This window comes from Streptomyces sp. NPDC046197 (assembly GCF_040646295.1).
Lineage (GTDB): Bacteria > Actinomycetota > Actinomycetes > Streptomycetales > Streptomycetaceae > Streptomyces.
Map to the genome: position 1 here is coordinate 123,538 of NZ_JBEYZY010000010.1, position 23,967 is coordinate 147,504.

22 protein-coding genes and 1 pseudogene are annotated in these 23,967 nt (G+C 71.3%); 16 read left to right on the top strand and 7 right to left on the bottom strand.

Annotation, left to right across the window (positions count from 1 at the left end; translation table 11 throughout):
- Positions 1-78 precede the first annotated feature (78 nt).
- Together manD and fusA are read left to right on the top strand one after the other, a co-directional pair.
- Positions 79-1,323, top strand: a complete 1,245-nt coding sequence (gene manD / locus AB0A61_RS16550) for a D-mannonate dehydratase ManD (RefSeq protein WP_361292201.1) — start codon at positions 79-81, stop codon at positions 1,321-1,323.
- 386 nt (positions 1,324-1,709) lie between these two features.
- Positions 1,710-3,791 (top strand): elongation factor G, encoded by a 2,082-nt coding sequence (gene fusA / locus AB0A61_RS16555; protein WP_361292203.1) that lies wholly within the window; start codon positions 1,710-1,712, stop codon positions 3,789-3,791.
- A gap of 93 nt (positions 3,792-3,884) precedes the next feature.
- Here the strand turns inward: fusA and AB0A61_RS16560 are convergent, their stop codons facing one another.
- On the bottom strand, positions 3,885-5,702 hold the full coding sequence (locus AB0A61_RS16560; RefSeq protein WP_361292205.1) for a coagulation factor 5/8 type domain-containing protein: 1,818 nt from the start codon (positions 5,700-5,702) through the stop codon (positions 3,885-3,887).
- A 458-nt stretch (positions 5,703-6,160) separates the two neighbouring features.
- Here AB0A61_RS16560 and AB0A61_RS16565 point away from each other — a divergent pair, with 458 nt between their 5' ends.
- The 5 genes from AB0A61_RS16565 (at position 6,161) to AB0A61_RS16585 (ending at position 11,012) form a co-directional block, all read left to right on the top strand.
- A complete protein-coding gene (locus tag AB0A61_RS16565; protein ID WP_361292207.1) occupies positions 6,161-7,477 on the top strand; it encodes a sugar ABC transporter substrate-binding protein in 1,317 nt (438 codons plus the stop codon).
- A 14-nt stretch (positions 7,478-7,491) separates the two neighbouring features.
- Positions 7,492-8,490, top strand: a complete 999-nt coding sequence (locus tag AB0A61_RS16570; RefSeq protein WP_361292209.1) for a sugar ABC transporter permease — start codon at positions 7,492-7,494, stop codon at positions 8,488-8,490.
- Entirely contained in the window at positions 8,483-9,382 is a 900-nt protein-coding gene (locus AB0A61_RS16575) for a carbohydrate ABC transporter permease (RefSeq protein WP_361292211.1), read from the top strand. Before AB0A61_RS16570 ends, AB0A61_RS16575 begins: the two co-directional genes overlap by 8 nt.
- A gap of 29 nt (positions 9,383-9,411) precedes the next feature.
- Positions 9,412-10,776, top strand: a complete 1,365-nt coding sequence (locus AB0A61_RS16580; RefSeq protein ID WP_361292213.1) for a GH1 family beta-glucosidase — start codon at positions 9,412-9,414, stop codon at positions 10,774-10,776.
- 113 nt (positions 10,777-10,889) lie between these two features.
- Complete coding sequence (locus AB0A61_RS16585; RefSeq protein WP_361292215.1) at positions 10,890-11,012, top strand: hypothetical protein; 123 nt, start codon at positions 10,890-10,892, stop codon at positions 11,010-11,012.
- Positions 11,013-11,074: 62 nt separating this feature from the next.
- Here the strand turns inward: AB0A61_RS16585 and AB0A61_RS16590 are convergent, their stop codons facing one another.
- Positions 11,075-11,530 carry a hypothetical protein gene (locus tag AB0A61_RS16590; RefSeq protein ID WP_361292216.1) on the bottom strand — a complete coding sequence of 152 codons (456 nt, stop codon included), beginning with the start codon at positions 11,528-11,530 and terminating at the stop codon, positions 11,075-11,077.
- A 13-nt stretch (positions 11,531-11,543) separates the two neighbouring features.
- Positions 11,544-12,065, bottom strand: a complete 522-nt coding sequence (locus AB0A61_RS16595) for a restriction endonuclease fold toxin-2 domain-containing protein (RefSeq protein ID WP_361292218.1) — start codon at positions 12,063-12,065, stop codon at positions 11,544-11,546.
- A 194-nt stretch (positions 12,066-12,259) separates the two neighbouring features.
- Between AB0A61_RS16595 and AB0A61_RS16600 the strand changes: the two genes are divergently transcribed.
- On the top strand, positions 12,260-12,955 hold the full coding sequence (locus AB0A61_RS16600) for a hypothetical protein (RefSeq protein WP_361292220.1): 696 nt from the start codon (positions 12,260-12,262) through the stop codon (positions 12,953-12,955).
- Between the two features lie 38 nt (positions 12,956-12,993).
- The gene (locus AB0A61_RS16605) at positions 12,994-13,725 is read left to right on the top strand and encodes a YcnI family protein (protein ID WP_361292222.1); all 732 of its coding nucleotides are present in this window, start codon (positions 12,994-12,996) and stop codon (positions 13,723-13,725) included.
- A gap of 72 nt (positions 13,726-13,797) precedes the next feature.
- Here AB0A61_RS16605 and AB0A61_RS16610 read toward each other — a convergent pair whose 3' ends face one another.
- Positions 13,798-14,646: a CDP-alcohol phosphatidyltransferase family protein gene (locus tag AB0A61_RS16610; RefSeq protein ID WP_361292224.1), complete on the bottom strand. Its 849-nt coding sequence runs from the start codon at positions 14,644-14,646 to the stop codon at positions 13,798-13,800.
- 109 nt (positions 14,647-14,755) lie between these two features.
- On the opposite strand from AB0A61_RS16610, the gene AB0A61_RS16615 reads away from it, so the two are divergent.
- The 5 genes and pseudogenes from AB0A61_RS16615 to AB0A61_RS16635 form a co-directional block, all read left to right on the top strand.
- Entirely contained in the window at positions 14,756-15,730 is a 975-nt protein-coding gene (locus tag AB0A61_RS16615) for a zinc-binding alcohol dehydrogenase (protein ID WP_361292226.1), read from the top strand.
- A 179-nt stretch (positions 15,731-15,909) separates the two neighbouring features.
- Complete coding sequence (locus AB0A61_RS16620) at positions 15,910-16,308, top strand: 6-carboxytetrahydropterin synthase (RefSeq protein WP_019985263.1); 399 nt, start codon at positions 15,910-15,912, stop codon at positions 16,306-16,308.
- Positions 16,305-17,489 carry a glycosyltransferase family 4 protein gene (locus AB0A61_RS16625; RefSeq protein WP_361292229.1) on the top strand — a complete coding sequence of 395 codons (1,185 nt, stop codon included), beginning with the start codon at positions 16,305-16,307 and terminating at the stop codon, positions 17,487-17,489. Before AB0A61_RS16620 ends, AB0A61_RS16625 begins: the two co-directional genes overlap by 4 nt.
- Entirely contained in the window at positions 17,486-18,499 is a 1,014-nt protein-coding gene (locus AB0A61_RS16630; RefSeq protein ID WP_361292231.1) for a trans-aconitate methyltransferase, read from the top strand. Before AB0A61_RS16625 ends, AB0A61_RS16630 begins: the two co-directional genes overlap by 4 nt.
- 11 nt (positions 18,500-18,510) lie before the next feature.
- Positions 18,511-19,470, top strand: a pseudogene (locus AB0A61_RS16635) (lysylphosphatidylglycerol synthase transmembrane domain-containing protein); the annotation flags it as partial.
- A gap of 104 nt (positions 19,471-19,574) precedes the next feature.
- Here AB0A61_RS16635 and AB0A61_RS16640 read toward each other — a convergent pair.
- Positions 19,575-20,372: a creatininase family protein gene (locus AB0A61_RS16640; RefSeq protein WP_361292232.1), complete on the bottom strand. Its 798-nt coding sequence runs from the start codon at positions 20,370-20,372 to the stop codon at positions 19,575-19,577.
- A 38-nt stretch (positions 20,373-20,410) separates the two neighbouring features.
- Here AB0A61_RS16640 and ribA point away from each other — a divergent pair, with 38 nt between their 5' ends.
- A complete protein-coding gene (gene ribA, locus AB0A61_RS16645; protein WP_361292234.1) occupies positions 20,411-21,070 on the top strand; it encodes a GTP cyclohydrolase II in 660 nt (219 codons plus the stop codon).
- Positions 21,071-21,172: 102 nt separating this feature from the next.
- Here the strand turns inward: ribA and AB0A61_RS16650 are convergent, their stop codons facing one another.
- A complete protein-coding gene (locus AB0A61_RS16650) occupies positions 21,173-22,399 on the bottom strand; it encodes a serine hydrolase domain-containing protein (protein ID WP_361292236.1) in 1,227 nt (408 codons plus the stop codon).
- A gap of 168 nt (positions 22,400-22,567) precedes the next feature.
- On the opposite strand from AB0A61_RS16650, the gene AB0A61_RS16655 reads away from it, so the two are divergent.
- Positions 22,568-23,029 (top strand): PPOX class F420-dependent oxidoreductase, encoded by a 462-nt coding sequence (locus tag AB0A61_RS16655; protein ID WP_361292238.1) that lies wholly within the window; start codon positions 22,568-22,570, stop codon positions 23,027-23,029.
- Between the two features lie 6 nt (positions 23,030-23,035).
- Here AB0A61_RS16655 and AB0A61_RS16660 read toward each other — a convergent pair whose 3' ends face one another.
- The gene (locus AB0A61_RS16660; RefSeq protein WP_361292240.1) at positions 23,036-23,938 is read right to left on the bottom strand and encodes an NAD(P)-dependent oxidoreductase; all 903 of its coding nucleotides are present in this window, start codon (positions 23,936-23,938) and stop codon (positions 23,036-23,038) included.
- Between the last annotated feature and the right edge of the window lie 29 nt (positions 23,939-23,967).

Genomic DNA, 23,967 nt, shown 5'->3' on the forward strand with positions numbered 1-23,967 from the left:
CGTACCGCACCCTGCCGCCGCACGGCGCCGTGGTCGCCGAGCGACCGACTGAAACGACCGACAGAAGGGGGCCCCACCATGCGGATCGTGTCCGCCGAGGTGATCGTCACCAGCCCGGGACGGAACTTCGTCACACTGCGCATCACCACCGAGGACGGCGTCGCCGGCCTCGGCGACGCCACGCTCAACGGCCGCGAACTGGCCGTCCAGTCCTACCTGGACAGTCACGTCGTGCCCCTGCTCATCGGGAGCGACGCCTCCCGCATCGAGGACACCTGGCAGTACCTCTACCGCGGTGCGTACTGGCGCCGTGGTCCCGTGACCATGGCGGCCATCGCCGCCGTCGACACAGCGCTGTGGGACATCAAGGCCAAGACCGCCGGGATGCCCCTCTACCAGCTCCTCGGTGGCGCGTCCCGTACCGGCGCCCTGGCCTACGGACACGCCTCCGGCCGCGATGTGCCCGAACTGCTCGACTCCGTGCGCGCGCACCTGGAGCTCGGCTACCGTGCCATCCGCATCCAGACCGGGATCCCCGGCCTGGACTCGGTGTACGGCGTGGCCGCCTCCGGCGCCGGCGGCGGAGAACGCTACGACTACGAGCCCGCGCGCCGGGCCGCGCTCGGTGGGCGGCCCCTCCCGGCGGTGGAGACCTGGGACACGCGCGCGTATCTGCGGCACGTTCCCACCGTCTTCGAAGCCGTCCGCGCGGAGTTCGGCCCCGAACTGCCGTTGCTGCACGACGGACACCACCGGATGACGCCGATCGAGGCCGCGCGCCTGGGCAAGGCGCTGGAACCGTACGACCTGTTCTGGCTGGAGGACGCCACACCTGCGGAGGACCAGGCGGCCCTGCGCGTCATCCGGCATCACACGACGACACCGCTGGCGATCGGTGAGGTGTTCAACTCGGTGTACGACTACACCATGTTGCTGAGCGAGCGGCTGATCGACTACGTGCGCTCCGCGGTCACCCACACCGGTGGCGTCACCGCGATGAAGAAGCTGCTCGACCTCGCGGATGTGCACGGCGTCAGGTCCGGGATCCACGGCCCGACCGACATCTCCCCGGTGGGCATGGCGGCCGCGCTCCATCTGGACCTGGCCATCCACAACTTCGGCATCCAGGAGTACATGCGGCACTCCGAGCAGACACTGGAGGTGTTCCGTACCTCCTACCGGTTCGAGGACGGGCTGCTGCACCCGTCCGACACCCCGGGCCTGGGCGTCGACCTCGACACCGAGGCGGCCCGTCACTTCCCTTACCAGCCAGCGTACTTGCCGGTCAACAGGCTGCTGGACGGGACCGTGCACGACTGGTGAGCCGCCTGTGCCGCCCACCGCCGTCGGCATGTCCGCCGCTGCGCGGGAAAATCCGTGGTCCCCTGCTCGTGTCCTCGCCTACTGTCGACCCGACATCGCGCGCCGCCCCGAAGCGGCAGCGCATCCTTGCCGTACCTGAGGGGAGCCTGCCGTGCGTGAGCGCACCGCTGTGGTCGTTCCCCCGTCGCGGTTCGAGGTGATCCTGGTGTCCTCGTGCGTCCGGTGCCCGCTGCGCGGCCGGTACCGGATGCCCGTGACGAACAACGGCTGATCAGTCCCCTTGGGCTTCCGGCCCACGCCCGCCCGACGGCGGCATGGGTCCCTTCTCCGCCGTAGTCACGCAATCGCGCTGCCCTTTTCCGCAACACCTCGAAAGGCCACGGGCCGTGCGTACCAACCTCAGCACCCTTACCGCCGTCCGAAACCTGGGCATCCTCGCCCACGTCGACGCCGGCAAGACCACCCTCACCGAGCGGATCCTCTACGCCACCGGGACCACCCACAAGCGCGGTGAGGTGCACGACGGCACCACCGTCACCGACTTCGATCCGCAGGAACGCGACCGCGGGATCACCATCTTCGCGGCGGCGGTGAGCTGTACCTGGGACGGGCACCGGATCAACCTGATCGACACTCCGGGGCACGTCGACTTCGCCGACGAGGTGGAGCGGGCACTGCGGGTGCTCGACGGGGCGGTTGCGGTCTTCGACGCCGTGGCGGGTGTCGAGCCGCAGAGCGAGTCGGTGTGGCGGCAGGCCGACCGGTACGGGGTGCCCCGGATCGCGTTCGTCAACAAGATGGACCGCGCCGGTGCCGATCTCGATGCCGCCGTCGCCTCCGTCCGGGAGCGGCTGCATGCGACCCCGCTGGTCGTGCAGTTGCCGATCGGCGCGGAGGACCGCTTCACCGGCGTCGTGGATCTGGTGCGTATGCGGGCGCTGGTCTGGGCGGCCGACGGCAGCGAGGCCCACGAGGGTCCGGTGCCGGACGCCCTGCGCGACGAGGCGCTGCGACGGCGCCGGCTCCTCGAGGAGACGGTGGCGGAACGGCACCCGGCCGCGCTGGAGGAGTTCTGCGAGCGGGAGACGCTCTGCGCGCCCACCCTCGCCTCCGCGCTGCGCGACCTGACCCGTACCGGTGACGGGGTCGTCGTGCTGTGCGGCTCGGCCTACCGCAACCGCGGGATCGAGCCGCTGCTCGACGCCGTACTCGCCTACCTGCCCTCGCCGTTGGACGTGCCGCCGGTGCGCGGGACGCATGACGGCACCGAACAGGAGCGGGCCGCGGACCCGGCGGCGCCGTTCGCGGCGCTGGCGTTCAAGGTGAGCACGACCGCCACCGGGCGGCTGACCTACCTGCGCGTGTATTCGGGAACCATTGAGAAGGGAGACACGGTGTGGGACACGGGCGCGCGGCGCACCGAGCGCATCGGACGGCTTCTGCGCGTCCAGGCCGACCGGCAGACACCCCTCGACCGGGCGCTGCCCGGGGACATCGTCGCCGTGGCCGGGCTGAAGTCCGCCCGCGCGGGCTCCACCCTGTGCGACCCCGCTGCTCCGCTCGCCCTCGAACCACCCGGCGTGGCCGAACCCGTCGTCTCCCTGGCGGTCGAGGCCCGCAGCGGCACGGACACCGGCCGGCTCGCGTCGGCACTGGCCCGGCTGGCCGAGGAGGACCCCTCGCTGGTCGTCCGGACGGAACCCGAGAGCGGTCGGACACTGCTGTCGGGCATGGGAGAACTGCACCTGGAGGTGGCGGTGGAGAAGGTCCGCCGGGACCAGGGGATCGAGGTCAACGTGGGCAGACCGGGAGTGGCGCTGCGGGAGACCGTCGTGCGCGGGGTGTCCGGAGTGCTCTACCGGCACGTCAAACAGGACGGCGGGGCAGGGCAGTTCGCCCATGTCGTCCTGGAGGTCGAGCCACTCGGTGACGACGGCGACGACGGCGACGAGGGAACCGAGTTCGCCTTCCGGTCCACCGTCGTCGGTGGTCGCGTGCCGCAGGAGTACGTCCGGGCGGTGGAGGCCGGCTGCCGGGACGCCCTGTCCGAAGGGCCACTGGGCGGTCACCCCGTGACGGGTCTGCGGGTCACGCTGACCGACGGGGCCACCCACCCGAAGGACTCCTCGGACATGGCGTTCCGCACGGCCGGGCGGCTCGGGCTCCGTGCGGCACTGCGCTCGTGCACGATGGCCCTCCTGGAGCCGGTCGCCGAGGTCACGGTCACCGTGCCCGAGGACGCCGTGGGCAGTGTCATCGGCGATCTGTCGGCGCGGCGCGGTCGGGTCTCCGCGCAGGTCGTGCGCGCGGGCACCGCGGTGATCACCGTGGTCGTCCCGCTCGCCGAACTCTTCGGGTACGCGACCCGCCTGCGCAGCCGCACCCAGGGGCGTGGCACCTTCACCACCCGGCCCGCGGGTTACGCACCGGCACCGGAACCGGCTCGGGCCCAGGCCCCATCCCGGTAGACGGGTACACCGGCCCCTCCCACCCGGGGAGGGGCCGGCCCACCCGCACCTGCACGTCACCACGTCACGGACTTCGGGGACACAGCACCGCCGTCACGGGTACGACACCACCGTCGACGGCGTCGTGGAAGTCCCCGACGTCGCCGCCCCCGTGTCGTTGATGACGTGCTCGTACTGCCCATTGCCGCCCAGCGAGACGACCAGCAGGTCATGGAATCGCACGCCCGGCCTGTCCGGTGCGGCGAAGCCGTTGTGCTGCACGATGGTCGGGTCGACGTCGTAGTAGCAGTAGCTGCCCAGGCCCCAGCCCTCGTGCGTGGTGACGTCGTCGCCGACCTTGTAGGCGGCGTAGCCCTTGACCGGGCCGTTCTGAACGGCCGCCTGGTCCGGGGCGTCGTAGGCCTTCTCGTTCTGGAAGAAGATGGTCCGGCCCCGCTGGCCGTACCACTGGACGTCGTACTTGTTGAAGTGCTCGACGAACAGGCCGGTGGCCAGCACGTCGTCGCCGCACACGACGATGCCGTAGTCGGCCCGGTTGGTCTCCCACCCGACGCCCGTGCCGTGGTCGGCACGCCACACCCAGGTGTGGTCGACGATGGTGTGACGGCTGTTGATCACCATACTGGTGGTGGCCTTTCCGGCGCCCGCCCCGCCGATCCGTACGAACACGTCCTGCACGGTGGTCGGGTTGGCCGAGTGGTCCATCGACGCGCCGGGCGGGCCGACCTCCAGCAGCGTCGCGGAGTTCACCGGTCCGGCGTCGATGAGGAATCCGGCCAGGCGTACGCCGTCGACGTCGGCGACCTTCATCACGCTCACGCCGTTGTCCGGGACGAGTGTGGCGTAACCCAGCCCCAGTACGACGGTGTTGGGCCGATCCACCTGGATTGCCTGGTCGACGTGGTAGATCCCCGGCGTCAGCAGTAGGTGAAGGCCCTGTGCCAGCGCCTGGTTGAGCGTCGCCGCCGTCACGCCCGGCCTCGCCACGTAGAACCGCGACAGGGGCAGCGACGTGCCCCTCGGTGTGCCGTTGCCCCAGGTGACCCCGCGCGCGTTCGTCCGCTGCTCGGGCAGGAAGACGTGGAACTCGTCGCCGTTGAGGTAGAGGAAGGGCTTCTCGCGGGAGACGGGAGTGGTGGCGAGCGTGGTGTAGGGCGGGTTGGGGAAGCTCTGCGCGGGGGCGCCCTCGACGCCGGAGAACACCATGTTCCACACGCCGTTGAGCCAGCTGCCGATCGCGCTGTCGCGGGTGTACCACTGCTGCTGCGAGTACGGGCCGACCTGGCCGTCGATTCGGCTGTCGGCGATGTAGCCGCCACTGGCCCAACCGTAGCCGGACGGCGCGAGGTTGAGGCCGCCGCGTACGTGCATCCGGCGGAAGGGGGCCGCCTGTGCGACGGCCCAGCGGTTGGTGCCACTGGCGGGGACGAGGGCCAGGTTCTCCGCCGAACGCCAGAAGTTCTGCGTGGCGTTGCCGTTGAACCAGCCCGCGTCGACGGTGACGTCTCCGTTGATGGTCGTGTCGTCGGGGGACAGGCCCAGGCCGGCGATCGAGGTGTAGAAGCCGATCTGGGCGTTCAGGCCGTGGTATGTGCCGGGCTTGAACAGCAGGGCGTACCGGCCGGTGCCGAACTGCGCCGATTCCTGCTGGTGGAAGACCTCGTCGAGGCGGCCCTGGATGTTCGGCGTGGACGGGTCGAAGACCAGGACGTTCGGGCCGAGGTCGCCGCCACCGGGAAGGGCGCGCGGCTTGCCGCGGGCCGGGTGGGCGGCCGCGGCCGGTGCGGCCGACGCCGGCGGGGAGGACAGTCCCGCCAGGACGGGAGCGGCCGCGGCGGCGGCGCCGAGCACGGTTCGCCGGTCGAGGGCGGGCGGCCGTGGGGCCGGGGCATCCGGGGAGGAAGGGGGCATGGGGCGGCTCTCCTGGTTCAGGAAGTGAACGGTGTGGGGTTCGAGAGCGCTCTCTCGCCGGTGAATGCTTCATCGGTGTGAACGATGCGTCAAGAGTTGTGACCGCGGTTCCGCAGACCGAAGTTGAGTGACCGTCAGTCGGCCGAGCGTTCCGGGAGATGGCCGACCGGCGCTGCGGGCGGTCTGCCGCAGCGTCGAGACCCAACCGTTGCATACGCGCCCGACGCTCTCCCGCCGCAGGTCATCTGCCGTCCGTCGGCCGCATACCGCCGACCGTACCCAATCCGCCGCCGCCGGCAGCCGATTCACGTGTGCCGGATCCCTTGACGACTCCTCCGCGAAAGGTTTAACTCACGTCCTAAATTAAGCCATGAGGACACACTTCGGAAGTCGAACGGGTGTCGGCGTCCGCAACCATCCTCTCGGTTCTCGACTCCCGGAAAGGGACACCAGGAGCCATGCGCAGCATCCGAGCCGCGGCCGTAGGCGCCGTCACGCTGTCTCTCGCCCTTGCCGCCTCGGCCTGCGGAGGTGGTTCGTCGACGGGCGGCGGGTCCGACGACTCGCCGAAGACCCTCACCTACTGGGCCTCCAACCAGGGCGCCAGCATCGAGATCGACAAGAAGGTCCTCCAGCCGGAGCTCGACAAGTTCGAGAAACAGACGGGCATCAAGGTGAAGCTGGAAGTCGTGCCCTGGTCCGACCTGCTCAACCGGATCCTCACGGCGGCCACCTCCGGCCAGGGCCCCGACGTCCTCAACATCGGCAACACCTGGAGCGCCTCCCTGCAGGCCACCGGTGCCCTGCTGCCCTGGGACTCCGGCAACTTCGGCCGGATCGGCGGCAAGGACCGCTTCGTCGACTCCGCGCTCGGCTCCACCGGCGCACAGGGCAAGGACCCGGCCGCCGTGCCGCTGTACTCGATGGCGTACGCCCTCTACTACAACAAGAAGATCTTCGCCGACGCCGGGATCGCCAAACCCCCGGCCACCTGGGACGAGTTGATCGCCGACGGCAGGAAGATCCAGGCCAGGGGCAAGCAGGTGCTCGGCGCCGAGGGCTCCAACGTCTCCGAGAACATCCACCAGGTCTTCGTCTTCGCCAAGCAGCACGGGGCCGACTTCTTCACCGCCGACGGCAGGCCCGACTTCACCGCCGACGGCGCGGTCACCGCGGTCAAGCAGTACGTCGACCTGATGGCCATGGACAAGGCCATCCCGCAGGGCAACGCCGAGTACGCGCAGAACCAGTCGGTGAGCGACTTCGCCAAGGGCAGGACGGCGATGCTGCTGTGGCAGTCGGCCTCCGCCAACCTCAAGTCGCAGGGCATGAGCGAGGACGCCTACGGCATCGCCCCCGTGCCCGTGCAGTCCGGCACCCCTGGCACCGGCACGCAGGTCGACTCGATGGTCGCCGGCATCAACCTGGCCGTCTTCAAGAACACCCGCAACCTCGACGGCGCCACCAAGTTCGTGAAGTTCATGACCAGCGACGACGAGCAGAGGATCCTCAACGAGGCCTACAGCTCCATCCCGCCGGTCAGGTCGGCCCAGTCGTACCCGGCGTTCAACACCCCGGCCAACGCGGTCCTGAAGAGCACCCTGGCCACCAGCGCCGCCGCGCTGCCGCAGGTGGCCGACGAGTCGCAGTTCGAGACGACCGTCGGTACGGCCGTGAAGGAACTGTTCGCCGACGCCGCGGCCGGACGCGCGGTGACCACCGACTCGGTGAAGGCCAAGCTCGAGAAGGCCCAGCAGCAGATGCCGGCCAAGTGAGCACGGACACCGTCATGACGACCACCGTTCCCGCGGAGGCCGGTGCCCGGACCGTGCGCAAGATCTCCCCCGGTGCGGCGCGCGGCCCCCGCCGCCGCACCGGGCGGATCCGGCGCACCGCACTGCCGTACCTGCTGCTTCTGCCCGCCCTGCTGCTCGAACTCCTGGTCCACCTGGTGCCGATGGTCATCGGCATCGTGATGAGCTTCAAGGAGCTCACCCAGTTCTACATCCGCGACTGGGGCACCGCGCCCTGGTCCGGCCTCGCCAACTACCGCATGTCGGTGGACTTCAACGCGCCGGTCGGCCAGGCCCTGCTGCACTCCTTCCTGGTCACCGTCGGCTTCACCCTGCTGTCGGTCGGCCTGTGCTGGCTGATCGGCACGGTGGCCGCGATCTGCATGCAGGACACCTTCCGCGGCCGCGGCCTGCTGAGAGCGCTCTTCCTGGTGCCGTACGCGCTGCCCGTCTACGCGGCCGTCATCACCTGGGTGTTCATGTTCCAGCACGACAACGGCCTGGTGAACCACGTCCTGCACGACCAGTTGCACCTGACCGGCAAGCGGTCCTTCTGGCTCATCGGCAACAACAGCTTCGTCGCGCTGCTGACGGTGTCGGTGTGGAAGGGCTGGCCGTTCGCCTTCCTCATCGTCATGGCCGGGCTGCAGAACATCCCCAAGGAGCTGTACGAGGCCGCCGCCCTGGACGGCGCCGGGATGTGGCAGCAGATCCGCCGCATCACCCTGCCCTCGCTGCGGCCGGTCAACCAGGTCCTGATCCTGGTGCTGTTCCTGTGGACGTTCAACGACTTCAACACGCCCTACGTGCTGTTCGGCAAGGCCGCGCCGGAGGCCGCGGACCTCATCTCGGTCCACATCTACCAGGCCTCCTTCGTCACCTGGAACTTCGGCACCGGTTCGGCGATGTCCGTCCTGCTGCTGCTGTTCCTGCTGGTGGTGACGGGTGTCTATCTGCTGCTGACCTCACGGGGAAGGAAGCCGGCCGATGTCTAGCGCCTCGCAGACGACCCGGGCGCCGAGCGCCGCCGCGGCCCCCCGCTCCCCGATGGCGCCGCCGCGCTCGTTCCTCTGGACCCGGCGGATCTTCCTGACCCTGCTCACCGGCTTCGTGCTGGTGCCGGTGTACGTCATGGTCTCCAGCTCCCTGAAGCCGCTCGCGGACGTCACGGGCAAGTTCCGCTGGCTGCCCAGCGGGCTGACGATCCGCCCGTACATCGACATCTGGTCGACGGTCCCGCTCGCCCAGTACTTCGTGAACTCGCTGATCGTGGCGGTCGCGGCGACCGTCTGCTCGGTGGTCGTCGCGGTCTTCTCCGCATACGCCGTCAGCCGTTACACCTTCCGCGGCAGACGCGTGTTCACGGTCACGGTGCTGTCCACGCAGATGTTCCCCGGCATCCTCTTCCTGCTGCCGCTGTTCCTGCTCTACGTCAACATCGGCAACGCCACCGGCATCGCACTGTTCGGCTCGCGCGGCGGGCTGATACTGACCTACCTCACCTTCTCGCTGCCGTTCTCGATCTGGATGCTGATCGGGTACTTCGACTCGGTGCCGCGCGACCTGGACGAGGCGGCGCTGGTGGACGGCTGCGGGCCGCTCGGCGCGCTGTTCCGGGTCGTCGTGCCCGCCGCCGTCCCCGGCATCGTCGCCGTCGCCGTCTACGCCTTCATGACCGCGTGGGGCGAGGTGCTCTTCGCCTCGGTCATGACGAACGACACCACCCGCACACTCGCCGTCGGCCTGCAGGGCTACTCCACGCAGTACGACGTGTACTGGAACCAGATCATGGCCGCCTCGCTCGTCGTCAGCGTGCCCGTGGTCGCCGGCTTCCTGCTGCTGCAGCGCTACCTCGTCGCCGGTCTCACCGCCGGAGCGGTCAAGTGACCGACACCCCGTTTCCCGAAAGGACTTCCGTGTCCGACGCCATCGACCTCGCCGCACTCCCGCACGACTTCCTGTGGGGCACGGCCACATCGGCGTACCAGATCGAGGGAGCCGTCACCGAGGACGGCCGCACGCCGTCGATCTGGGACACCTTCAGCCACACCCCCGGAAAGATCGACAACAACGATGACGGCGACGTCGCCTGCGACCACTACCACCGCTGGCGCGAGGACATCGGCCTGATGCGGCAACTCGGCACCAACGCCTACCGGTTGTCGATCGCCTGGCCGCGGGTCAAGCCGGGCGGCGACGGTCCGGTGAACCCCAAGGGCCTGGCGTTCTACGACGAGTTGATCGACGGGCTCCTGGAGGCGGGTATCACTCCGTCCGTCACCCTGTACCACTGGGACCTGCCGCAGGTGCTGCAGGACCGGGGCGGCTGGGGCGAGCGGGCGACCGCCGAGCACTTCGCCGTGTACGCCTCCGTCGTCGCCGAACGCCTCGGTGACCGCGTCACCCACTGGGCCACCCTCAACGAGCCGTCCTGCTCCGCCTGGATCGGCCATCTGGAAGGCAAGATGGCGCCCGGCCTGACCGATCTCACGGCCGCGGTCCGTGCCTCCTACCACCTGCTCCTCGGCCACGGTCTGGCCACACAGGCGATCCGCGCGGCCGCCCCCGGCACCGGGATCGGCATCGTCAACAACCTCTCCACCGTCTTCGCCGCGACCGACCGTCCCGAGGACGTGGCGGCCGCCCGCCGCCACGACGGCCACGTCAACCGCTGGTGGCTGGACCCGGTGCACGGCCGCGGCTTCCCCGCGGACATGCGCGAGGTGTACGGCGTCGAACTTCCCGAACGCCCGGGCGACTTGGACACGATCGCCGCCCCACTGGACTGGCTGGGCCTGAACTACTACTTCCCGGCCACGGTCGCAGACGATCCGACCGGACCGGCGCCCCGTGTCCGCTCCGCGCGCCGCCTCGGCGTGCCGCGCACCGGCATGGACTGGGAGATCGACGCGAGCGGCATCGAGACGCTGCTGCTCCGCCTCACCCACGAGTACGGTGCCCGGAAGATCTACGTCACGGAGAACGGCTCCGCCTTCCCGGACCTGGTCCGCCCCGACGGCACGGTGGACGACCCCGAGCGCCAGGACTACCTGGTGCGGCACCTGGCCGCCTGCGCGTCGGCGGCCCGGAAGGGGGCACCGCTGGCCGGGTACTTCGCCTGGTCGCTGCTGGACAACTTCGAGTGGGCGTACGGCTACGACAAGCGCTTCGGCCTCGTCCACGTCGACTACCGCACCCAGGTCCGCACCATCAAGGGCACCGGGCACCGGTACGCGGAGATCGTGCGCGCGCACCGGGGTCGGGGCCGCCGGGCCGCCTGAGGTACACCCCTCACAGGGGGCACACCGCTTGCGGCGGGCGCGGGCGCGGGCGCGGGTGCGGGAGCACGCGCGCTCCGCGAAATCACCAATGCCTCCTTCCGCACCTGTCGCCCATGCGGCGGGCGTCGCTGACATTACCGTCGGGCGACGCCGACCTGTTGCGAGCGGAACTGGAGCCGTTGCGCGCCTATGAAGAGGCCGCCGAGGAGTACCGCTGGGTGCCGGTCTCGACCTGACTCCATGTGCGGCTTCCGTGGCGCCTGCGGGAGAGTCGCCCGGTGACCGCCCAAGGAGGGCGTCACTCGGCTCCGGCCGCCGTCAGGTGGTCGCGCATCACGGCCGTGATCGCGGCTGCGTCGCCGGTGGCGGGCAGGGACCACGGGTTCTCGTCGCCGTTCTCCATGGCCGCGCTGCTGATGAACCTCACGCCGGTGGGGGAGGGGACGTAGGAGTCACGGAGCCACTGGGCGAACACCGCCGCCTCGTCGGCGGTCACGTTGCCGAGCGTGATGTACGTGTACTCGGGTGAGGGCATCGCCGCGGTGCCGGTGCCCCAGACGTCGGGAGCCACCTCGATGTCGAAGTCCAGCACCTCAACGCCACGCAGTGGGGCGACTCGGCGTTCCAGCACGGAGTCGGCGAAGTCTCTCTCCACCGCGTCGGTGAACGTCTCGAGGCCCGCTTGCCATGAGGCGCCGCCGTCCTCGGGCGGATAGAAACCGAAGGTGGTCCTGACGTTGCGTGGTGCTGACACAGTTTCCTCGTTCTCACGGCACGTATCGAGCGGATCCGGTGACACCGTTCATGAGCATCATGGACTCCCAGTAAGCGGCGTCGTCTTCGCCATTGGTCACGATCTCAAGCCCGCGTATCTCCGAGTTCGCCGGGTTGGCCATGGCCTTCTTGTAGCGGGTGAGCTCACGGCTGTCGTCGCCGTACATCGAGTCGATGACCGGGTCCCATTTGGGCTTGCCGCTGTCGTCCACTTTCACAGGCTTGGCCAGTGTCTCGTTGACCCTTTCGATACTGCGGAAGCTGCGCCTCTTGCGGTCTGGGTCCTGCACGTGCTTGGCCTCCACCAGGTAACCGTCCACCGGGCGGATGCCGTCCACCATGAGACCGCGCTTGTGCCCGTCAAGGGGAACTTCGCGTTCGGGGTAGCCCGCCACCCGCAACTGGTACGCGTTGTTGGGATTCGTGGGACCACCGCCTCCGGCGAAGCCGCCCGTATTGATCTTCTGCGCGGCTGAGCGCGGGGATCTGTCGGCCGAGGGGATCGACCGTGCCACAGTTGGCAGACGTTCGCCCCGGCGGAGGCTGTTCGCGGCGGACGTGTCCTGGCTGGGACTGGTCGCGGTGAGTCACCTGCCCGACCCGATACTGGTCACGGTGCTGTGCGCGGCCATCGTGCCGCTGCCGCGGCGGGAGTGAACCGGGCGGTGGACGGCACACGTACCTCCTGTCCGTGGGAAGATCCATCACCATGAGCGCGTCGTCGGCGGTGAGGAGCCTGCGGGCCGCGGTGTTCGCCGCGGTGTGCGTGCTCCTGGCCGCCGCCGGGCACGGGCTGGCCATGGGCGACATGCCGTCGGCCTGGGCGGACGGCGCCGGGTTCCTCGGTGTCTTCGTCGCCGGGTGGCTGCTCGGCGGCCGGGAGCGGTCCCTGCCCGGGATCGGCGCGGCGACGCTCGCCACCCAGGCGGCACTGCACCTCGCCTTCGACGCGGTACGTGCTCGTACGACCATGCCGGGTATGCCTCCCGGGGCCGTCATGGGGTCCATGCCCGGCCACGGCATGCGCATGGGCACCCCGCATGCGTCGGCGGCCCAGGTCCTGACCTCTGCCCACGCCACGGCCGCCCTGCACGCCCCCGCCACGGCCGCCGTCACGCCTGCGCACGTGCTGACCTCGCATGCCGCGGCCGCCCACGTCCTCGCTGCACTCGTCGCGTCCTGGTGGCTGCGGCGTGGGGAGGCGGCCCTGTGGTCGCTGCTGCGCCGGGCTGTCGCTCTCGCGCCCGCCCTCACGGCCTGGTGGCGGGCTGCGCCCGCCCCGCTGCCCGCGCCGGCCGGTCATCGGCCCCACGCCTCGGCGCGGCCGTTCGCGCTGCGGCAGCTCGTGCTGCGTCACGCCATGAGCCGGCGCGGACCGCCGGCCCGGATCCCGTACCCGGTCTGACCTTCACATTCCCTTCCCGTACGGAGATCCGTTCACTCATGTCCACGACACGCACCACCTCACGCCGCGCCGCCGTCGGCCGCGTCGGCATCGTCACCGCTCTCGCCGCGGCCGCAGTCCTCGCCGCCGCGGGCGTCGCCTCCGCGCACGTCACCGTGCACCCCGACAGCTATGCCAAGGGCGCCACGGACGGCGTGCTGACCTTCCGCGTGCCCAACGAGGAGGACAACGCGAGCACCACCAAGATCCAGGTGTACCTGCCCACCGACCACCCGGTGCTGGGCGTGCTCGTCACCCCGCAGGACGGCTGGACCGCGAAGGTGACCACCAGCAAGCTCAAGACGCCGGTGAAGACCGACGACGGCACCATCACCGACGCCGTCTCCGAGATCACCTGGACCGGAGGCAAGATCGGTCCCGGCCAGTACCAGGACTTCAACGTCGCCTTCGGCCAGCTGCCCGACGACACCGGCCAGTTGACCTTCAAGACGCTGCAGACCTACTCCGACGGCAAGGTCGTCCGCTGGATCGAGGAGCCCCAGGGCGGCGAGGAGCCGGAGAACCCGGCGCCGGTCCTCAAGCTCACCGCCAAGGGCGGCGAGGAGGCACCCTCCGCATCGAAGAGCGCCACCGGCTCCGCGGCGGCCCCCGCCTCCTCCTCCAGCGACTCCACCGCCCGCGGCCTGGGCGTCGCCGGGCTGGTCGTGGGCGTGCTCGGCCTTGCCGCGGCCGCGTTCGCGGTCGTACGGACGCGGTCGCCGCGGTCGTAACGACCACACGTCCCACACGAAAGGGCCCGGATCACATCCCCGTGATCCGGGCCCCTCTTGCGACGCAGGAGGTCAGGCGGCCGTCGCCGCCTCCAGCACCTCCTCGACGGAGGCCTCCAGGGCCCCGTCGACCGCCCGTGCGGCCCCGCGCATCCCCTCCATGTCCACAGCAGCCTCTCGAAGCTCCACCGCCGAGGCGGTGTCCCGCACCCGTGAGGCCCGCCCCAGCCACAGCACGTCCCGCCCGAACGACCACACCAGCAGCGCCAGGGCCAGCAGCACCACACCCAGGTTCGCCACCCGCGGCAGCAGATCCGCGCCCGCCAGCAACAGGCAGATGCCCTGGAGCGCGGCCACCGTCTTGCGCGCGGTGCTCGGGGGCAGCGGCGCGTTCAGCCAGGGCATGACGCGGGCGGCGGCGACGAAGCCGTAGCGCATGCCGCCGATCAGCAGCACCCACGGGCCGAGCTGCATCGAGACATAGACACTGAGCACGAGGATCAGGAAGGCGTCGACCTCCATGTCGAAGCGGGCGCCGAGCGCGGTGGAGGTGCCGGTGCGGCGGGCCACCTTGCCGTCGACCCCGTCCAGGATGAGCGCGACAGCCGTCAGCCCGACCAGCAGCGACACCGGCGGGGAACTCTCGAAGGAGTCCGCGACCAGTGCCGTCACACCGCCCACGAGAGTGGCCCGGCCCAGGGTGACCCGGTTCGCGGCGCCGAACGAGCGAAGCCGGGAGCGGTGCACCGCCCGGGAGAGCACCGCCCAGGTGGCGATGGCGAAGACGAGACCGGTCACCCAGCCCGCCGGCCCCATGCCGATCGCCGTGCCGAGCAGGGCCAGCAACAGGATCTGCACGCCCGCTCCCACGGCGGGCTCCTGCTGGACCAGCCTCGCGTCGTAAGTGTTGTTCAGGGCCACCGCACACCCTCCGGCCGAGTGACAGAGTCGATCAACGCCGCGTACCTTGTCCGCGGCCTGTGCACATCTCCGTACGTGAACAACTTCCCGATCGTTCAGGAGGACGACGATGAACCGCTCCGCCCGCGCCTTCTGGCTCCGCTCGCCGGGCCACGGCGAGATACGTGACCTGCGGCTCCGGGACCCGGCACAGGGCGAGGTCCTGGTGCGCACCCTGTGGTCCGGGGTGAGCCGCGGCACGGAGACGCTGGTGTTCCGGGGCGGGGTCCCCGTCAGCCAGCACCGTGCCATGCGCGCGCCGTTCCAGGAGGGCGACTTCCCGGGCCCGGTGAAGTACGGCTACCTCAACGTCGGGGTCGTGGAGGAGGGACCGCGGGAGCTGACCGGCCGTACGGTCTTCTGCCTCTACCCGCACCAGACGCGGTACGTCGTGCCGGCGAGTGCCGTGACACCGGTGCCGGCGGACGTCCCCGCCGAGCGGGCCGTCCTCGCGGGCACCGTCGAGACCGCCGTGAACGCCCTGTGGGACGCCGCACCCCTGGTCGGCGACCGCATCGCCGTGGTGGGCGGCGGCATGGTCGGCTGCTCGGTGGCGGCGCTGCTGGCCCGGTTCCCGGGCGTGCGTGTGCAGTTGGTGGACGCCGATCCGGCACGGGCGAAGGTAGCCGAGGCCCTTGGTGTCGGCTTCGCCACGCCCGAGGACGCCGTCGGCGGGTGCGACCTAGTCGTGCATGCCAGCGCCACCGAGCAGGGCCTGGCCCGCTCCCTGGAACTGCTCGACCCCGAGGGCACGGTCGTCGAACTGAGCTGGTACGGCGACCGGCGTGTCGCTCTCCCGCTCGGCGAGGCCTTCCACTCCCGCCGGCTCGTCATCCGCAGCAGCCAGGTCGGCACCGTGTCCCCGGCCCGCCCCCACCGGACCTACGCCGACCGGCTCGCCGTCGCCCTCGACCTGCTCGCCGACCCGGCACTGGACGCCCTCATCACCGGGGAAAGCGCGTTCGAGGAACTGCCGCAGGTCATGCCGAAACTCGTCTCCGGGGAGATTCCGGCCCTGTGCCACCGGGTCAGGTACGTCGACTGACCCGCCCACCGCGCGGACCCGGCCCGAGGCACCCGTTCAATCCGGAACGACAAGAGGGCCTGACCTGAGAAAAGAGTGAGAGTGGACTGAACACGGGGAAGCGAAGAGCCGTACTACACGGCATCCCCCGGCAGGGATCAGCGGGGGGACCAGACGCGCCGCACCTGGAGGGTCGTCCGTTGTTCAGCATCACCGTCCGCGATCACATCATGATCGCCCACAGCTTCCGCGGCGAGGTCTTCGGGCCCGCGCAGCGGCTGCACGGAGCCACGTTCCTCGTGGACGCCACGTTCCGCCGCGAACAGCTGGACGACGACAACATAGTCGTCGACATCGGACTGGCCACCCAGGAACTGGGCGCGGTCGTGAGCGAGCTGAACTACCGCAACCTCGACAACGAGCCCGACTTCGCCGGAATCAACACCTCCACGGAGTTCCTGGCCAAGGTGATCGCCGACCGGCTCGCCGAGCGGATCCACAAGGGTGCCCTGGGCGAGGGCGCGAAGGGACTCGCCGGGCTCACCGTCACCCTCCACGAGTCGCACGTCGCCTGGGCGAGTTACGAGCGTGCCCTGTGACCGACACGACCGTCGACCGGGCGTCGGCCCTCACCTACGTGCCCGTGCAGCGCGCGGGCCTGGACAACGTCGGGATCATCCCCATGTCCCTGCGCACCGTGCACTTCGTCCTGCCGGGCGGCGTCTACGACCCGGCCACGCCGAGCGGCGGCAACGCCTACGACCGGCGCGTCAGCCTGGACCTGCCCGGCTTCGGCTGGCAGGTGCACGGGCACCCCGTGGACGGCGGCTGGCCCCACCCGGACGCGACCGCCCGCGCGGAACTCGCGCGTACGCTCGGCGCGTTGCCGGACGGCGCCGTCGTCCTCCTCGACGGGCTCGTCGCCTGCGGCGTCCCCGAGATCGTCCTGCCGCAGGCCGAACGGCTGCGCCTGGCCGTCCTCGTCCACCTCCCGCTCGGCGACGAGACCGGGCTCGACGCGGCCGTGGCCGCGGAACTGGACGCCAGGGAACGCCAGGTGCTGCGGGCGGTACCCGCCGTGATCGCCACCAGCGAGTGGGCGGTGCGCCGCCTCGTCTCCCATCACGGCCTCGCTCCCGACCGGGTGCACGTCGCCGCACCCGGCGCCGACATCGCGCCCCTCGCCTCCGGCACCGACGGCGTCTCGCGGCTGCTGTGCGTCGCCGCGGTGACCCCGCGCAAGGGGCAGCACCGGCTGGTGGAGGCGCTGGCCGCGGTGACCGACCTGCCGTGGAGCTGCGTGTGCGTCGGCGCGCTCACCCAGGACCCCGAGTACGTCGCCGAACTGCGCGGCCTGATCCGCGAACACGGCCTCGAGGACCGGGTGCGGCTGGCCGGACCGCAGGCCGGCGCCGAACTCGACGCCAGCTACGCCGCCGCCGACCTGATGGTCCTCACCTCCTACGCGGAGACCTACGGCATGGCGATCACCGAGGCGCTCGCTCGGGGCATCCCGGTACTCGCCACGGACGTCGGCGGCGTCTCCGAGGCGGTCGGCCGCGCTCCCGACGGCGGGGTGCCCGGCATCCTCGTCCCGCCGGAGGACTCCCCGGCCCTCGCCGCCGAACTGCGCGGCTGGTTCGGCGAGGCCGACGTACGACGCCGTCTCAAGGCGGCCGCGCGAAGCCGGCGCGCGGCCCTGGACGGATGGGCGACGACCGCCCGCAGCCTGGCCGGCGTGCTCGGCCGGCTGCCGCAGGAACCGAGGAGGGCGGCATGAGAAAGACGACGGCTTCGACCGGCGCGGCCCAGCGGGACGGGGGCATCCCGGGCCAGCCGGGACCGCGCGAGGTCACCGAGACGGCCCCCTCGCAGGACGACGTGATACCGGGCGCCGGGCCCGCCCCGCGCCCCGGCGAGCGCGCCACCGTCAAGCTCCGCGAGGGCGACCCGCAGGAGCCGCCCCGCTACGCGCCCGAGTGGCTGCAACTGCGGGAGCAGGCCGACGCGACCGCGCGCTCGGCGGAACTGCTGGATCCGCTGCGGATCCGGCTCGCCAACCTGCCCGCGCGGCACGGTGGGATCGTCGTGCACGACCTGGGCTGCGGCACCGGCTCGATGGGCCGCTGGCTCGCCCCCCGGCTGGACGGTGCCCAGCACTGGATCCTGCACGACCGCGACCCCTACCTCCTGCACTTCGCCGCCGTGGCCTCGCCGCGCGCGGCGGCCGACGGCAGCCGGGTCACCGTGGAGACCCGCCGCGGCGACGTGGCCCGGCTCACCCCGGACGCCCTGGTCGGCGCGTCACTGGTGACGGCGTCGGCCCTGCTGGACGTCCTCACCCGCGAGGAGATCGGCACCCTCGCCGCCGCGTGCGCCGGAGCGGGCTGCCCGGCACTGCTGACGCTGTCGGTGGTCGGCCGCGTCGACCTCACCCCGGCCCACCCGCTGGACGCCGAGATCACCGAGGCGTTCAACGCGCACCAGCGGCGCACCGGGCTGCTGGGCCCCGACGCGCTCACCGTGGCCTGCGAGGCCTTCGCCGAGCACGGCGCGACGGTGCGGGTGCAGCCGAGCGGGTGGCAGCTCGGCCCCGGACAGCGCGAGCTGACCGCCCAGTGGCTGCGCGGCTGGGTCGGTGCGGCCGTCGAACAGCGTCCCGAACTCGGGCCGCGCGCCGACCGCTACCTGAAGGAGCGCCTCGAGGCCTGTGCCGCCGGGGAGTTGGAGGTCGTCGTCCACCACAGCGACCTGCTGGCGCTGTCCCGGCCGGCCGGCGGTGCCGCATGAGCGTGCAGACCATGGACGTCCGGGCGGTACCGGCGCCGGTGAAGGAATGTGCGCCCTCCCACCCGCAGGCCCCCACCGGCCAAGCCCGCACCTCCCGCTCCCGCTCCGCCTTCCGCGCGCTGCGCACCCACCTCGGCACCGTCGCCGGCGTCGCCATCCTCGCCGTCCTGCTGTGGCGCCTGGGCACCGGCGTCTTCCTCGACGGACTGCGCCGGATCGACGCGCCGACCCTGGCCGCGGCGCTCGCCGTCGGGCTGGTCACCACCGTGTTCAGCGCCTGGCGCTGGCAGTTGGTGGCCCGCGGCCTCGGCATCCGGCTGCCGCTCGGCCCGGCCGTGGCCGACTACTACCGTGCCCTGTTCCTCAACGCGGCCCTGCCCGGCGGGGTCCTGGGCGACGTGCACCGGGCGGTGCGGCACGGGCAGAGCGCCGGGGACATCGGCCGCGGCGTGCGGGCCGTGGTCCTGGAACGGGTCGCCGGGCAGATCGCGTTGTCCGTCGTCGGGATCGCGGCGCTGGTGACCCTGCCGTCCCCGGTCCGGGTACAGATACGGCAGCTCGCGCCGCTGGCCGCGCTCGCGGCGGTAGGCGCGCTCGCCGTCGTCGTGGCGCTGCGCATGAACCGGCCGTCGTCGCGCCGGGGACGGGCCCTGCGCCGGGTCCTCGGCGAGGCGCGCGAGGGGCTGCTGTCCCGACGCAACGGGCCGGGGGTGGCGCTGTCCTCCCTCATCGTCCTCGCGGGGCACATCGCGATGTTCGTCGTCGCCGCCCGGGTCGCCGGGAGCGCCGCCTCCCCGCTGGTGCTGCTGCCGCTGGCCGTCCTGGCCCTGGTCGCCATGGGGCTGCCGGTGAACGTCGGCGGCTTCGGGCCCCGGGAAGGCGTCACCGCCTGGGCGTTCGCCGCCGCGGGGCTCGGCGCGAGCACGGGACTGGCCGTCGCCGTGGTGTACGGGGTGCTGAGCTTCGTGGCCGCCCTGCCCGGGGCGGTCGTCCTGGTCGCCCGCTGGTGTGCCGGCCTACGAGCCGGGTCGCGGGCCGCGGCGGCCCCGGAACCCGGCCACGCGGCCGGTGAACGCTACGCCTGCCCGCTTCCCGCGCCCCGCTCGGAGTTCACGGCCGAGTCCGCCGACGTGAGCAGCGAGAAATACGCCCCGAAGGAGGCGGCGAGGCTCGCCAGCAGTTCCTTCCCCTTTTCCGCGGAGCCCAGGGAAGGACGGCCGATGACGCCCGATTCGGTATAGGCGGACATTCCGGTGGTGAGCAGATGACGCCGGTCGTCCGCAACCAAATCGGCGCCCTGGTAACCGGCCCGTACCGATTCGGGATGAGCGTGCAGAAGAACGGAGGTCTCGATTTCCCCCGCATGCATGTCGGTGAGCAGCGAGGTGCGCACTCCGGCCCGTTCCCGGGCCGTCTCCCAGTCCTCCGCGGCCGGGAACAGCGCGATCCGTTCCCCGCGCGCGGAGGCCTCCTGAACCACGTTGCCCAGTACGTAGTTTCCGCCGTGACCGTTGACGACCACCAGGGCCTCGACGCCGGAGCGGCGGAGCGAGTCCGCGATGTCCCGCACCACCGAATGAAGAGTCACGGAAGAGATGCTGACGGTCCCCGGCCAGGCCGCGTGCTCGTGCGAGCAGGAGATCGTCACCGGCGGAAGGAGGTGCACCGGGTACGCGCCCGCGATCTCCCGGGCGATGGCACAGGCGACCAGGGTGTCGGTCGCCAGCGGAAGGAACGGACCGTGTTGTTCGAAGCTCCCCACCGGGAGGACCGCGACCTGTCGTGAGAGGTCCGCCCCCCGCGTCCGTACGTCTTCCGTCGTGTCCGCCGGCAGTAGACCATATGCCGACGGCCGCGTTCCCGAACCACTCACTGTTTTCCGGCCTTTCGTCTCTGCTTAGGATCCAGATCATGACAGAAAACCTCGGCGTACTCGGCAAGAAGTCCTCGCGGCGGACCGGCGCGGAACGCGTCGTGAATGCTCCCCTGCCCACCGTGTACGGGCAATTCCAGGCGGTCGGCTACATGGACCACGACCGCGGTGACGAGCAAGTGGCCCTGGTCTACGGCGACATCGGCACCGACGGCGTTCTCGTCCGGCTGCACTCCGAGTGCCTGACCGGCGACGCCTTCGGGTCCCAGCACTGCGAGTGCGGAGACCAGCTCGACGCCGCGATGCGCGCCGTCGTCGCCGAAGGCAGCGGCGTCGTCGTCTACTTGAGGGGCCACGAGGGCCGGGGCATCGGACTGCTCGCCAAGCTGCGTGCGATGGCGCTGCAGGCGGAGGGCCTGGACACCGTCGAGGCGAACCTGGCCCTCGGCCTGCCGGTCGACGCCCGCGACTACGGTGTGGCCGCGCAGATCCTGCACGACCTGGGGGTGCGCTCGGTGCGCCTGATGTCCAACAACCCGCGCAAGCGCGAGGCGCTGCTGCGGCACGGCATCCAGGTCGCCGAGCAGGTCCCGCTGCTGATCCCGCCGTGCGAGAGCAACATCACCTACCTGCGCACCAAGCGGGAGCGCCTGGACCACCACCTGCCGCACCTGGACGCGGTGGCGCACCTGTCCTGATGGCGAGCCCGGAGATCCGGACAGGAAGAGGGAACGACCGACGACGTCCTCTTCCTCTCCGGGACCCGGGGACCGGTGGCAGGCCCGAGCGTGAGCCCGGACTCAGTCCATGACCGCCTCGTGCACCAGACGCTTCAGCTCCGGGTAGATCTTCAGAGAGCTCCTGGGGCGGACCTGCGTCATGAACTGCAACGTCAGGTCGCGGCTCGGATCGACCCAGAAGGTCGTCGTCGCCACACCGCTCCAGCCGTACGTGCCCGGACCCGACGGCGCCTGCGTGCGCGCCGGGTCGACGACGACGGAGACGCCGAGACCGAAGCCGACGCCGTCGTTGCCGGGCTCGTCGTGGGCGGGAGTGCCGAAGGCACGCAGATCGGCGCCGCCCGGGAGGTGGTTGCGGGTCATCAGGTCCACGGTTTCGGGGGCGAGCAGGCGGGTGCCGTCCAACTCGCCGCGTCTGCGGAGCAGTTCCATGAACCGGTGGACGTCGTGCGCGCTGGCCACCAGACCGCCGCTGCCCGACAGGAAACGAGGGCGGCCGCGCAGTGGCAGGCCGGGGATCGGCTCGATGCCGCCGTCGTCGCTCTCCCCGTACAACTCGGCGAGTCTGCCGGTCTGTTCGTCCGCGACGCAGAACCCGGTGTCCGTCATCCCGAGCGGCCCGAGGATCCGCTCGGCGAAGAACGCGTCCAGCGGCTGTCCCGAGACCACCTCGACGACCCGGCCCAGCACGTTGCTGGCCACGGAGTAGTTCCACCGGGTGCCGGGGTCGAACTGCAGGGGCAGGCCCGCGTACACGTCCGTCGTCTCGGCCAGGTCGGCGCCCGGCGGCACCGAGAACTGCAGGCCCGCCGCCCGGTACAGGGCGTCGACGGGGTGGGAGTGGTAGAAGCCGAAGGTCAGCCCCGCGGTGTGGGTCATCAGGTGCCGGATCAGGATCGGCCCGGCCGCCGGGCGGGTGCGTACCTCGTCGCCGGAGCCGCTCACGTACACCCGTGGACCGGCGAAGACCGGCAGGTGCCGTTCCAGCGGGTCGTCCAGGGACAGCCGTCCCTCCTCGACGAGAAGCAGCGCGGCGACCGTGGTGACCGGCTTGGTCATGGAGTAGATCCGCCACAGTGTGTCCGTCTCGACGGGCAGCCCCGCCGCCACGTCCCGCAGGCCGTACGTGGTGAGGTGGACGATCCGGCCGCCCCGCGTGATCGACACCAGGAATCCGGGCAGGCGCCCCCGGTCGACGAAGTGGGCCACGTGCCGGTCGAGGCGCTCCAGCGCCTTGGCGTCCAGCCCGGCCTCACCCGGGTCGCAGTCCTGTCGCAGCCGTGCCATCGCTCTCCTCCGGTTCCCTTCGCCCGGGGGCACTGCGGCCCACCCCGGCCGGGACGTCCCCGGTCTCATCGTCGCGCAGGAACGCGAGAACGGTCCTCGGGATCACGCGAACCGTCCGCGGCCGGGGGCCCGGGAATGCGCGGAGCGGCCCGTGAGGTTGTCCGGGGTATGACTCACGACGCGACGCACGACCCGGCGCGGGACGAACTGCTCCAGCTGCTCTCCGAGGGCCACGGCGGGGTGCTGATCACCCTCAAGCGTGACGGCCGGCCCCAGCTGTCGAACGTCAGCCACGCCTACTACCCGGACGAACGCGTCATCCGGGTCTCGCTCACCGACGACCGTGCCAAGACCCGCAACCTGCGCCGAGACCCACGGGCGTCGTACCACGTGACCACCCCGGACCGCCGCGCCTACACGGTCGCCGAGGGCACGGCCGACCTCTCGCCCGTCGCCGGGGACCCGCACGACGAGACCGTGGAGGAGCTGATCCGCCTGTACCGCGACGTCCTCGGCGAGCACCCGGACTGGGACGACTACCGCGCCGCGATGGTCCGCGACCGCCGCCTGGTGCTGCGGCTGAAGGTGGACCGGGCCTACGGGATCCCACGCGGCGCCAACGAGGGTTGACGAGGGTTAGGGGGTGCCGTCGAACCAGCGCCTCACGCCGGTGTCCGTGCGGGTTTCGATCGCCTTCAGCACCGCCACCATGTCCTCCCCGCCGTGCCCGAGCGACACCGTCTCCTCGAACAGGTCGTGGCAGACGTCGAGCAGCGGTGAGGCGATGCCGGACGTGCGGGCGGCCTCGGCGATGAGCCGGTTGTTCTTCAGGACGTCGAGGACCGCCGCCTGCACCGCGTAGTCCCCGGCGAGCAGCTTCGGCGCCTTCATCCGCGAGACCCCACTGGCCATCGGGCCCGCGCCCAGCACCTCCAGGAACAGCCGCCGGTCGAGCCCCTGCCGTCCGGCGAAGTGGAAGGCCTCGGTGAGCCCGGTCACCAGCGTGATCAGGAACAGGTTCACGGACAGCTTCATCAGCAGCGCGTTGGGGGCCGGGCCGCAGACGAACGTCTCCCGGCACATGGGGGCGAGCAGCGGCCGTACCACCTGAACGGCCCGTTCGTCGCCGGCCAGCATTGCCACCAACTGCCCGTGCTCCGCCGGGACGCGGGAGCCGGAGACGGGAACCTCGACGTAACTCCCGCCCGCCGCACGGATGTCGGCGTCCAGGCCGTGCGAGTACTCCGGCGAGGTCGTGCCCATGTGGACGACCACCCGTCCCGTGACGCGCGCCGCGAAGTCCGCGGTGCCGCGGCCCAGGGTGGCGTCGATGGCGAGGTCGTCGGCCAGCATCAGAACGACCACGTCCGCACGGGAGAACACCTCGTCGGCGTCGGCGGCCACCTCGGCGCCGGCCGCGCGCAGCGGGGCGGTACGGGCGGCCGTCCGGTTCCACACGACCAGGGGAGTGCCGGAGTGGGCCAGCCGGAGTGCCATGGGCTGCCCCATGACTCCGAGGCCGATGAAACCGAGGTTCACGAGGACGCCCTCCGGTCGGGACCACGCCG

Bases quoted from the DNA above. Each gene is read 5' to 3' on its own strand.
- manD (WP_361292201.1), top strand. From the start codon at position 79: ATGCGGATCGTGTCCGCCGAGGTGATCGTCACCAGCCCGGGACGGAAC.
- AB0A61_RS16560 (WP_361292205.1), bottom strand. From the start codon at position 5,702: ATGCCCCCTTCCTCCCCGGATGCCCCGGCCCCACGGCCGCCCGCCCTC.
- AB0A61_RS16565 (WP_361292207.1), top strand. From the start codon at position 6,161: ATGCGCAGCATCCGAGCCGCGGCCGTAGGCGCCGTCACGCTGTCTCTC.
- AB0A61_RS16570 (WP_361292209.1), top strand. From the start codon at position 7,492: ATGACGACCACCGTTCCCGCGGAGGCCGGTGCCCGGACCGTGCGCAAG.
- AB0A61_RS16575 (WP_361292211.1), top strand. From the start codon at position 8,483: ATGTCTAGCGCCTCGCAGACGACCCGGGCGCCGAGCGCCGCCGCGGCC.
- AB0A61_RS16585 (WP_361292215.1), top strand. From the start codon at position 10,890: ATGCGGCGGGCGTCGCTGACATTACCGTCGGGCGACGCCGACCTGTTG.
- AB0A61_RS16600 (WP_361292220.1), top strand. From the start codon at position 12,260: ATGAGCGCGTCGTCGGCGGTGAGGAGCCTGCGGGCCGCGGTGTTCGCC.
- AB0A61_RS16605 (WP_361292222.1), top strand. From the start codon at position 12,994: ATGTCCACGACACGCACCACCTCACGCCGCGCCGCCGTCGGCCGCGTC.
- AB0A61_RS16615 (WP_361292226.1), top strand. From the start codon at position 14,756: ATGAACCGCTCCGCCCGCGCCTTCTGGCTCCGCTCGCCGGGCCACGGC.
- AB0A61_RS16630 (WP_361292231.1), top strand. From the start codon at position 17,486: ATGAGAAAGACGACGGCTTCGACCGGCGCGGCCCAGCGGGACGGGGGC.
- ribA (WP_361292234.1), top strand. From the start codon at position 20,411: ATGACAGAAAACCTCGGCGTACTCGGCAAGAAGTCCTCGCGGCGGACC.
- AB0A61_RS16650 (WP_361292236.1), bottom strand. From the start codon at position 22,399: ATGGCACGGCTGCGACAGGACTGCGACCCGGGTGAGGCCGGGCTGGAC.
- AB0A61_RS16655 (WP_361292238.1), top strand. From the start codon at position 22,568: ATGACTCACGACGCGACGCACGACCCGGCGCGGGACGAACTGCTCCAG.